A 10,165-nucleotide genomic window follows, 5' to 3' on the forward strand; every position below is an offset into this window, starting at 1 on the left:
GCCCTCGCTCGTGCCCCCACCGGGCGAGCTTCTTCGCACGCAGAGAAAAGCGGGCCGGTCCGCCGTGGTCGGCCTGATGCTCCTCTGGGGCGCCGCCTTCGTGAGCCCCTTCGTGGCCTACCAGGAGGACGTGAAGACGGCGGAGGGCGAGCTCCTCGCCCACCTGTCGGACCGCGCGGGCCTCCAGGCCCAGGCACTGGGCGCACATCTCGGACTGTTGCGCTCGGAGCTGCAACGGCTTGCGGAGCACCCGTCGCTCAGACCCGAGGATGGCGCAACAGGACCCGAGGTAGCGCTCCTCGAGAATGCCTTCAGCCACACGTCCCTCTTCTCGGCGGGAGTCGCGCTGGTGGCCGCGAACGGCCAGCGCATGTGGAGCGACCCGGTGGACATGCCGCTCGGGCGCACACCGCTCGCCTCGCGCGTATGGTTCCGGCGGATGGTGGAAGAGCGGGTCGCTTCGGTCGGACTGCTGGACGAGGAAGGCGGAGGGCTCGTCGCGGTCGCGGTCCCCATCGTGCGCGACGAGCGTGTCGTGGGCCTCCTCGTGGGCGAGCTCACCACGGCGAACGAGCTGCTACCGACGACCCCTCGCGGGACGAACGAGTCCATGGTCGCCCTGCTCGGCGAGCGCGGTCGGCTCCTCCTGCCGGCAACGCCCCCGCCACTGCTGCGCCAGCCGCAGCTCGCCACACGCCTTCGCCCGCTGGTGGACGCTCCCGGGGCCGTCACGCTCGGAGGCACGCGGCTGCTCGGCGCAGCGGCGCTCGTTCCCGGAACCGACATGCTGCTCGCCGTGCTCGATGACGAGGCGCGGGATCGCGAGATGCTCAAGCGCCGCTACCTTGGCCAGCTCGGCTTTCACACCGTGCTGCTCGGCGGGGTGCTCCTCCTCTTCACGGTGCTCCTGCGTCGCTCCTACCGTTCGCTGGTGGCAGCCGAAGAGCGATTGCGACACCAGGAGACGATGGCGGCGCTCGGCACGGCCTCCTCGCTCATCGCCCACGAGGTGAAGAACGCGCTCAATAGCATGCAGGCCGCGCTCAGCATGATTCGCGCGAAGGGAGGGGAGACGACCTTGCCCGTCCAGGCGCTGCGTTCCCAGGCGGACCGGCTCGGCCACCTTGCCCGTTCATTGCTGGGCTTTGCTTCTCCCCATCCCGTGCAGCGGCGCAGCTGCGAGATGCACCTGCTCGTCCAGGACGCGCTTCAAGCCGTGAGGCTCCTGCCGGAAGCAGCGGATGTCGCCATCGAGACCACGCTGCAGGAGGGGCTCTTCGTGAAGGGGGACCCGACGCTGCTGGTCTCCGCTGTCGACAATCTCATGCGCAACGCCGTCGAAGCCGGCGCCGTGGCCCATGATATCGGCCAGCAGCCCACGCCTCGCGTCGAGGTCCGGTTGCTTCGCGAAGCCGCGGAGGTGGTGCTCGTCGTGGAGGACAACGCGGGAGGAGTGCCCCCGGCCTTCGAGCCGCGGCTCTGGGAGCCCTTCGCGGTGGGGCGGTCGAAGGGCATCGGGCTCGGGCTGCCGATGGTGCGCACGGCCATCCGTGCGCATGATGGAGGAAGTGTTTCCTACACCCGCGTGCCCGGAGGCAGCCGCTTCACGGTTCGCCTTCCACTCGAGAAGATGGCGTCATGAGCACCTCCCTGCTGCTCGTCGATGACGACAGGACCTTCTCCTCGCTCGCGGCATCCATGCTGAGCCAGGAAGGTTTTCGCGTCCGGGTTGCTCGTTCGCTGCATGAGACCCGCGCCGCGCTCGCCGCCGAGGCGCCTGACCTCGTCGTGCTGGATCGAAGGCTGCCGGACGGAGATGGGCTCGTCTTCCTGCCCGAGCTGCGTGCCCAGCTTCCGGCGACCGTCGTGCTGATGGTGACCGCGCACGGCGATATCGAGAGCGCTGTCGAAGCCATCCGGGCGGGTGCTCGCGACTACTTGAGCAAGCCGGTCGAGATTGACGACCTGGTGATGCGCGCACGCCGCGCGGCAAGCGACCTCCAGCTCGAGGAACGGCTGCGCCAGGCGGAGAGCGTCCTCGAAGGACGGCATCGGATGGCGGAGTCTCGCTCGCCGACGATGCAGCGAACCCTCGAGATGCTGGCGCGGATCGCCACCACTCCGCGAAGTCCCGTCCTGCTGCTCGGGGAGACCGGGACCGGGAAGGCGGTGCTCGCCCGCCATCTCCACGCCTTGCGCCAGAAGCAGGGGGCCTTCGTGCAGATCAACTGCGCCGCGCTTCCGGACACGATGATGGAGAGCGAGCTCTTCGGACACGAGCGAGGCGCTTTCACGGATGCGAAGACGGCAAGGCGCGGGCTCGTGGAGCTCGCGAGCGATGGGCTGCTCTTTCTCGACGAGGTGGGTGAGCTGCCGCTCGCGCTCCAGGCCAAGCTGCTCACGTTTCTCGACAGGGGGGCCTTCCGACGACTCGGTGGCACGACGGAGCTCACGAGCACCGCCCGGATCGTGGCAGCCACCAACAAGGACCTCGACGCGGAGGTCGCCGCCGGGCGCTTTCGCGAGGACCTCCTCTTCCGGCTCAGCGTGTTCCGGGTGGAGGTGCCCCCCTTGCGCGAGCGTCGCGAGGATGTGCTGCCACTCGCACGGACGCTGGTGCTGGAGCTCTGCTCGGAGCTTGGTCGACGCCCGGTCCCCTTCTCCGCCGCCGCGGAGGAGCGCCTGCTGAGCTATGCCTTCCCCGGCAATGTCCGGGAGCTGCGCAACGTGCTCGAGCGAGCGCTCGTGCTCGAGGGCGGGCCCGCGCTCGAGCTGCCATCCCTCGCCAAGGGAGGCGGCACGCCGCCCCCGGGCGACCCCAACGCATTCTCCGTGTCAGGCCCACCCCGGCCGCTCGATGAAGTGGATCGACTCTATGTCCGGCACGTGCTCGAGCAGCTTGGCGGCAGGCGCATGGAGGCGGCCCGCGCACTGGGCCTGTCCTATCCGACCTTTCTCCGCCGGCTGGAGGAGAACCCACCCTCGGAGTGAAGGACTTAAAAAGTCTTTCATCGGCTGAGTCGCGGGCTTCAAGTTTCTTTCATCCCCCGGTCCTCACGCGTCACGCCCCCGCCGGGAAATGCCCGAGACGGAGTGGCACGACGATTGCCTAGCCCCGCCTGTCACGTCGAGCCCCTGTACGGGCTCGGCAGATGACAGGGGAGCTCAAGCAATGACTTCGGTTGGAAAAGCTGCGGAGGCGAGGCCCTCGTTCAAGGAGATCCTCGCCTCGGATTTGCCGGCTTCGCTGGTGGTGTTCCTGGTGGCGCTGCCCCTCTGCATGGGCATCGCGCTCGCCTCCGGAGCGCCCATCATGGCGGGACTCATCGCTGGCGTCGTGGGAGGCCTGGTGGTGGGCCTTCTGGGCGGCGTGCCGCTGCTCGTGAGTGGCCCCGCGGCGGGCCTCGCGGTGATGGTGTTTGGCTTCATCCAGGAGCTGGGCTTCGCCGTGACGTGCGCGGCGGTGGCCGCGGCGGGTCTCGTGCAGGTGGCGCTCGGCGCGCTGAAGGTGGCGCGTTCGGCGCTCGCCATCTCGCCGGCCGTGATCCACGGAATGCTCGCGGGCATCGGCATTCTCATCGTGCTGGGGCAGGTCCACATCGTTCTCGGCGGCTCTCCGCAGAGCAATGCCTGGAACAACCTGCGGGAGCTGCCCGGGCAGGTTCTCGACCTTCACGGACCGGCCACGCTGCTGGGTCTGCTCACGCTTGGAATCCTCATCGCGTGGCAGTTCCTGCCGAACGGGCGGCTGAAGAAGGTCCCGGGTCCGCTGGTGGCGGTCGTGGGCGGAACCGCGGTCGCGGCGGTGTTGAATGCGAACGTGGCACGGGTGCAGCTGGCGGCGGATGCGCTGTCGGCCATCAAGCTGCCTTCCCTTCCTGAAGGGGCGGCGTGGGGCGCCTTCTTCGTGGCCGTGCTGTCCCTCGCCCTCGTGGCGAGCGCCGAATCGCTCTTGAGCGCGGTGGCGACCGACAAGCTCCACACGGGCGCGCGGGCGAACCTCGATCGCGAGCTGCTCGCGCAGGGCGTGGCGAACACCCTCTCCGGTCTGGTCGGCGGTCTGCCCATCACCGGCGTCATCGTGCGCAGCGCGGCGAACATCAACGCCGGCGCGAAGACGCGCTGGTCGGCGGTGCTCCATGCGGTGTGGATGCTCGCCTTCGTGACCCTGCTGGGGAGCCTCGCGTCCTACGTGCCTCTGACGGTGCTCGCCGGTCTGCTCGTGCACGTGGGCCTGAAGCTCGTGAACCTCGCCCACATCCGGGAACTCCGGCACCGGGGCGAGCTGCCGGTCTACCTCATCACCGTGGCCGGGGTCGTGGGCATCAACCTGCTCGCGGGCATCGGTCTGGGACTCGGCGCAGCCATCCTCCGGCTCCTGTGGCAGCTCGGCCAGGTGCGCGTGGAGCGCCAGGTCGCCAATGACGTTCACCAGGTCTGCATCAGCGGAGCGCTGACGTTCGTCGGGGTGCCGAAGCTGTCGACGGCGCTCGCGCAGATTCCGTCGGGCTCCAAGGTGGAGGTGGACGTGGCGGTGAACACGCTCGACCACTCCGGCTTCGAGGCGCTGGAGAGCTGGGCTGACACGCATCGCAAGACGGGCGGCATCGTTGTCATGGAGCCGCTCGAGGACGTCTGGAGGCGGCGTGACGCGCGTGCGGCCACCGCTACGGAGCCTGCCGCGGCGCTACCTCCTTCGCCCCCTGTCCATCACGTTTCGTCTCTCGCTCCCGGAGGTGCTCAGTGAAGAAGCTCATCAGAGGTCTGCTCGATTTCCAGCGTCACACCCTGCCCTCGTACCGGACGACCTTCGCGAGGCTCGCGAAGGGGCAATCCCCTGACTGCCTCTTCATCAGCTGCTCGGACAGCCGCGTGGTGCCCAATCTGCTCGTCTCCACGGACCCCGGTGACCTCTTCACCGTGCGCAACGTGGGCAACCTCGTTCCGCCTGCCGTGCTCAACGGACATTCCACGGCGGACCGCTCGGAGGCGGCGGCGATCGAGTTCTCCCTGGGCTTCCTGCCCATCGAGGACGTCGTTGTCTGCGGACACTCGAGCTGCGGCGCGATGAAGGCGATCCTGGCCGGAGGCGTCGTGGACGGCGCACCGAACCTCGAGCAGTGGCTCGCGCACGGAGCGCCCTCGCTCAAGGCGTTGCAGGAGAACACCCGGGTGGGCGTGGGGCTGCCCGAGGCGGATCGCCTCTCCCAGCTGAACGTCCTCGAGCAGCTCGAGCACTTGAAGACCTACCCCATCGTGCGGGACCGGCTCGCGGCGGGAACGCTGCGGCTTCACGGCTGGTGGTTCGACATCGGGGCGGCACAGGTTCACGCCTACCGGGCTGACCTCGGCCGCTTCGTTCCCATCGACGAGACCGAGGGTGATCGGCTCCTGACTGAGCTGAGCGACGCAGCCGGAGAGCAGCCGGGTCTCCGCGCCGTCCAGTAAGGCGGCATCGAGCCCCGGCGACCCTGCGTCCAGCGCGGATCGCTGGGGCTCCTGACTCGCAGCGGACGTCTTCCACCGCGGCGCGTCGGGTGCCCGACACCTACGGTCCAGGATGTCCCGGGTGCTTGGTGCGTTGCGTCAGGGGCGCACTACGTTGGGGGCGCGGACAGGGTGTCCGCCTCTGACTTCGCACGGTTGCGTCCCCCGGGGCGTCCCCGTCCGGGCAGGTTCCCGACCGGGTTGGGAGCCAGGGCCCGTCGTGCAGTAGCATCGTGTTCGTCTGCGCCGGGGGGAGGGAGGATGCACGATGGTGGTGGAGGCCCCGGAGCCCCGGAAGATGTCGGCCATCATGTTCACGGACATGGAGGCCCCCGCAGGTCAACGCTGGCGGGATGAGTCGCTACAACAAGACCTGCACGAGGAGCATGGACGGCTCGTGCGGGACCTGCTGCCGCGCCATGGTGGGCGCGAGGTGAAGCAGTTGGAGGAGGGCGGCTTCCTGCTGGAGTTCGAAGCGGGGCTGCCCGCGGTGTCGTTCGCGCTGGAGTGGCGCGCCGCCGTGGACGCGCGCAACCGCGTGGCGCCCTCCGACCGGCGGATGTCCGTTCGCGCCGGCGCGCACCTGGGCCTCGTGGTGCACCGCGACGGCGACGTGTTCGGCGAGGGCGTCAACCTGGCGGCCCGTATCGAGTCGCTGGCGCGCCCGGGCACCGTGTACGTCAGCGAGACGGTGGCCGCGCAGGTGGAGGGCCGGCTGAAGGCGCCCCCGGTGCGGCTGGGCCGCAACGAGCTGAAGAACATCCGGCTGCCGGTGGCGGTGTTCCGCATCGACACGCCGGAGGAGCCCCGGGCGGAGGGCGCGCTGCTGTCGCGCGTGCGTTCACTGCTGACCCGTCGGCGCGTGCCCGCGGGCAGTTAGGGCCTGACGGACGGGCGCGCGGCGGTAAGGTGCCGCGCCATGTCCGAACTCACCCTCGTCATTGGTTCCAAGAACTTCTCCTCCTGGTCGCTGCGCCCCTACCTGGCCCTGGCCCACACCGGCCAGCCGTTCCGCGAGGTGCTCGTTCCGCTGGACACGCCGGAGACGGCGGCGCTCATCGCCATGCACTCGCCCAGCGGCCGGGTGCCGGTGCTCAAGCACGGCGACACCGTGGTGTGGGACTCGCTGTCCATCTGCGAGTACCTGGCGGAGACGTTCCCCGACGCGCGGCTGTGGCCCCGGGACAGCGCGACGCGCGCGATGGCGCGCTCGGTGACGTCGGAGATGCACTCGGGCTTCCAGGCCCTGCGCACGCACCTGCCCATGGACCTCACCGCGCGCAAGGTGGTGCCGGGGGTGGACGCGCCGGGCGTGCACGCGGACATCGCGCGCGTCCAGGCGCTGTGGGTCGGCTGCCGCGAGCGCCATGGCAAGGAGGGCCCGTTCCTCTTCGGCGCCTTCTGCATCGCGGACGCGTTCTACGCGCCGGTCATCACCCGCTTCATCACCTACGGCGTCCCGTTCCGCCCGGAGCTCACCGCGTACCGCGACGCGGTGCTCGGGCTGCCCGCCATGCTCAAGTGGACCGAAGCCGCCGCGGGCGAGCCGCCCCTGGCCCGCTACCGCTAGGCCCTCACAGCCCCAGCGACTTCAGCTGCGCGTCGAACGCGGGCGCGTCCGTGAAGACGAACCCGCGCAGGCCCAGGGCCCGGGCCGCGTCCACGAACTCGGGCAGGTCGTCGAAGAAGGCGGCCTCGTCCGGCGCGCAGCCCGCCTTCTCCAGCGCGAGCCGGTAGAGGGCTGGCTCCGGCTTCACCGCGCCCACCTCGCAGCTCAGCACCAGCGCGTCGAAGCGCTGGAGCAGCGGCAGCAGGGGCTTCACGTACGCCACGTGCAGCGCGTTGGTGTTGGACACCAGCACCAGCTTCACCCGGCCGACGAGCCCCTCCACGCGCGGCAGCACCGCGTCGTGCACCGTGAAGTGGCTGCTCCACAGGGGCGCGAACTGCTCCATCGGCAGGTCCACGCCCAGCGCGCCGCACACGTCCCGGCGGATGCCCTCCGCGTCCAGCAGCCCGCGGTTCGCCGCCGTCCACCCGGCGCCAGTGAGCCGCCGGCCCGCCTCCCGCGGAGCAAGCCCGGCCCGGGCCGCGAGCCGCGCGAAGAGCAGCGCGTTGTCGTGGAACACCAGCACGTTGCCCAGGTCCAGCAGCAGGGCCTTCACGGCGGGGACGGGGGCCATGGGGGACTCCTTCAAGGCAGGACTAGATGCGGTACGCCCGCGCGACGCCTTCCATCCGGCCCGCCACTTCCTGCAGCCGCCGCGCGGCGCCGCTGGTGGACTTCAGGCTGGCCTGCGTCTCCGTCATCATCGAGGACAGGTCCGTCACCGCGCTGAAGATTTGCGCGATGCCCGCGTTCTGCTGGCTCACCGCGCCGGCGATCTGCCGCGCCGCCGCGGCGTTGTCCTGGACGATGGTGGCCAGCTCCCGCAGGTGCTCGCCGCTCGTGCGCACCTGGTCCAGACCCTCCGCGACGCTCGCGTGGCTCTGCTCGGTCATCTTCGCGGTGGAGATGATGGCGTGGCCCAGGTCCCCCAGGATGTCGCGCACCTTCTCCGTGGCCTGGATGGACTGGTCCGCCAGGTTGCGGATCTCCCGCGCCACCACGCTGAAGCCCTTGCCGTGCTCGCCGGAGCGCACCGCTTCAATGGCCGCGTTGAGCGCGAGCATGTTGGACTGGTCCGCCAGGTCCTTCACCGTCTGGGTGATGCCGCCAATCTGCTGCGTGCGCTCGTTGAGCTGCACGATGCGCATGGCCATCTCGCCGGACTGTTCGTGCAGGCCCTGGAAGCCGTCCAGGCTGTCGCGGATGGCGCCCTCGCCCGCGCGGCCCACCTCTTCCGCGCGCGCGGCCACGCCCAGCACCGTCTCCGCCTTCTCCGCGGCCAGCAGCGACGTCTGCTTGATCTCCTGCGCGGTGACCTGCGTCTCCTGGAGCGCCGCGGCCTGCCGGGCCACGTTGCGCTCCTGCACCTCGGACGCGAGGTTGAGCTCCGCCACCGTCTCACTGAGCACGCGCGTGCCCTGGTGCAGGCTGGTGGCCGTCTCGTGCAGGTTCTTCATCATCTGCGCGAAGGCCTCCGTCAGCTCGCCCACCTCGTCCTTGCCCACCTTCATCTGCATCACCTGGGTGAGGTCGCCCTCCTTCACGACGCGGCGGACCACCTCGCTCAGCGCGCGCAGCGGGCGGGTGATGCCGCGCGCGAGCAGCCACGAGCCCACGCCCCCCGCCGCCACGAAGAGGGCCGCGAGCCCCAGCACCAGCCGGCGCATCTGGTTCAGGGGCGCGTACGCCTCCGCGGGATCCAGCTGGCCCAGGACCCTCCACCCGTCGCCCACGTCGCGCACGTCGGTGCTGTTCACCGCCGCCACCGCCACCCGGCCGGAGTCGTCGTGCGCGCCCTTGCGCGTGTCGAAGAGCGTCCTGCCGTTCGCGCCCTGCAGCTCCAGGGAGAAGCTGGGGTGGCCGCGCTGCTGGGCCCGGGCGAGCGCGGGCTTCACCAGCTCATCCAGCTGTCCCCAGTCGAACGCGGCCAGCAGCACGCCCAGGCGCTTGCCGCCCTCGTCCAGCACAGGCACCGCCAGGGGCAGCACGTGCACGCTGAAGATGGGGTCCTCCACGTCCACGCCCTCCGCCGTGGTGCGGCCGGCCTGGGCCTCGCGGAACCACGCCGCCGAACGCACCTGGGCCGCGCTTCCCGCATACGCGTCGCGCAGCGCGGGCGTGCTCGCGGAGACCGCCACGCCGTCGTCGGTGAAGAGCACGATGCCGTTGAGCGTGAGGTAGCGCCGCTGCAGCAGCGCCAGCATCGCGTCGCTGGCGGCCGCGTCCTTCGTGCGCAGCGCGGCCCTCAGCACCGGGTCCTCCGCCCAGCTGTTCGCGCTGGACTCGCGCTCCGCCAGGGTGGACTCGAGCAGGTCCTTGAAGCCCTCGGCCTCCATCCGCAGCGAGGAGTCGATCTGCGCCTCCGTCTGCCGGCGCATCAGCGAGTCCTGCAGCCCGGTGAGCGCGAGCAGCGGCACGCACGACACCAGGGTCATGTACAGCAGCAGCCGCCCACGCAGCGTCAGGGACCGGAAGAAGAAAGGAGGCATGGCACGTCGGGCGAGAGGAGAGGTAACCCAGGTCCTATACCAGAACCCGGGCTACATACCCCTTGGCCGGACGTCCGCCTACAACAGGGGCACCCGGTCAGGCAGGTCCCTCGCCGGCAGGTTCGAGTAGTCCGCGTCCAGGTCCAGGCGCACCCGTTGCTTCACCCGCGTGCTCAACTGTCCCCGCAGCTTGCCCAGGAACGACGGCGGCGCGGCGATGACGAGCTGATCGAAGGCATGCGAATCCACGCCCCGGTCCAGGTGGGCGGACAGCTCCCGCGCGAAGCGTTCATGCTCCAGCTCGCGGCGTCCGTTGGGGTCGTTCTCCGACACCGGGCCGTGCAGCGTGCCAGCGTTGGGGTTGTCCGCCTGATTGAAGAGCTCGACGGGCTTGGTCCGGCTCTCGTCATGTTGGAACTGTTCGATGAGGTCCCACTTCTCCGCTTTCGCCGTATCCGTGGCGAAGAGTCGGGCGCGACTCGCGTTGGCCACCAGGATCCAGAGCCTCTTGTCCGCCATCTTCACGCCTCCTTGTGTCTTGAGGAGTGCGGACCCCCTTCGTCCCCGGCAAGCTTCCCCC

9 protein-coding genes are annotated in these 10,165 nt (G+C 70.2%); 6 read left to right on the forward strand and 3 right to left on the reverse strand.

The annotated features are described in order from the left end of the window. From D7V93_RS28345 to D7V93_RS28370, 6 genes are all read left to right on the forward strand, one after another. Positions 1-1,642 (forward strand): sensor histidine kinase (locus D7V93_RS28345; RefSeq protein ID WP_244237560.1); only part of this gene is annotated, 1,642 nt, incomplete at its 5' end. Beyond that, on the forward strand, positions 1,639-2,991 hold the full coding sequence (locus D7V93_RS28350; protein WP_120646360.1) for a sigma-54-dependent transcriptional regulator: 1,353 nt from the start codon (positions 1,639-1,641) through the stop codon (positions 2,989-2,991). The genes D7V93_RS28345 and D7V93_RS28350, both read left to right, overlap by 4 nt. 181 nt (positions 2,992-3,172) lie before the next feature. After that, positions 3,173-4,747 (forward strand): SulP family inorganic anion transporter, encoded by a 1,575-nt coding sequence (locus tag D7V93_RS28355; protein ID WP_120646361.1) that lies wholly within the window; start codon positions 3,173-3,175, stop codon positions 4,745-4,747. Next, positions 4,744-5,448 (forward strand): carbonic anhydrase, encoded by a 705-nt coding sequence (locus tag D7V93_RS28360; protein ID WP_120646362.1) that lies wholly within the window; start codon positions 4,744-4,746, stop codon positions 5,446-5,448. Before D7V93_RS28355 ends, D7V93_RS28360 begins: the two co-directional genes overlap by 4 nt. A gap of 307 nt (positions 5,449-5,755) precedes the next feature. After that, on the forward strand, positions 5,756-6,367 hold the full coding sequence (locus D7V93_RS28365) for an adenylate/guanylate cyclase domain-containing protein (protein ID WP_120646363.1): 612 nt from the start codon (positions 5,756-5,758) through the stop codon (positions 6,365-6,367). 39 nt (positions 6,368-6,406) lie between these two features. Then, a complete protein-coding gene (locus D7V93_RS28370) occupies positions 6,407-7,057 on the forward strand; it encodes a glutathione S-transferase family protein (RefSeq protein WP_120646364.1) in 651 nt (216 codons plus the stop codon). Between the two features lie 4 nt (positions 7,058-7,061). Here the strand turns inward: D7V93_RS28370 and D7V93_RS28375 are convergent, their stop codons facing one another. From D7V93_RS28375 to D7V93_RS28385, 3 genes are all read right to left on the reverse strand, one after another. Then, positions 7,062-7,670, reverse strand: a complete 609-nt coding sequence (locus D7V93_RS28375; RefSeq protein WP_120646367.1) for an HAD family hydrolase — start codon at positions 7,668-7,670, stop codon at positions 7,062-7,064. Between the two features lie 22 nt (positions 7,671-7,692). Then, a complete protein-coding gene (locus D7V93_RS28380) occupies positions 7,693-9,585 on the reverse strand; it encodes a methyl-accepting chemotaxis protein (protein WP_120646365.1) in 1,893 nt (630 codons plus the stop codon). Positions 9,586-9,663: 78 nt separating this feature from the next. Continuing rightward, positions 9,664-10,104 (reverse strand): host attachment protein, encoded by a 441-nt coding sequence (locus D7V93_RS28385; RefSeq protein ID WP_120646366.1) that lies wholly within the window; start codon positions 10,102-10,104, stop codon positions 9,664-9,666. Positions 10,105-10,165: the final 61 nt, after the last annotated feature.

It is taken from the genome of Corallococcus llansteffanensis, from assembly GCF_003612055.1.
Taxonomy (GTDB): Bacteria; Myxococcota; Myxococcia; order Myxococcales; family Myxococcaceae; genus Corallococcus; species Corallococcus llansteffanensis.

What these genes read in the sequence shown, in the direction of transcription:
- D7V93_RS28355 (WP_120646361.1), top strand. Translation starts at nt 3,173, where the DNA reads ATGACTTCGGTTGGAAAAGCTGCGGAGGCGAGGCCCTCGTTCAAGGAG.
- D7V93_RS28365 (WP_120646363.1), top strand. Translation starts at nt 5,756, where the DNA reads ATGGTGGTGGAGGCCCCGGAGCCCCGGAAGATGTCGGCCATCATGTTC.
- D7V93_RS28375 (WP_120646367.1), bottom strand. Translation starts at nt 7,670, where the DNA reads ATGGCCCCCGTCCCCGCCGTGAAGGCCCTGCTGCTGGACCTGGGCAAC.
- D7V93_RS28380 (WP_120646365.1), bottom strand. Translation starts at nt 9,585, where the DNA reads ATGCCTCCTTTCTTCTTCCGGTCCCTGACGCTGCGTGGGCGGCTGCTG.
- D7V93_RS28370 (WP_120646364.1), top strand. Translation starts at nt 6,407, where the DNA reads ATGTCCGAACTCACCCTCGTCATTGGTTCCAAGAACTTCTCCTCCTGG.
- D7V93_RS28385 (WP_120646366.1), bottom strand. Translation starts at nt 10,104, where the DNA reads ATGGCGGACAAGAGGCTCTGGATCCTGGTGGCCAACGCGAGTCGCGCC.
- D7V93_RS28350 (WP_120646360.1), top strand. Translation starts at nt 1,639, where the DNA reads ATGAGCACCTCCCTGCTGCTCGTCGATGACGACAGGACCTTCTCCTCG.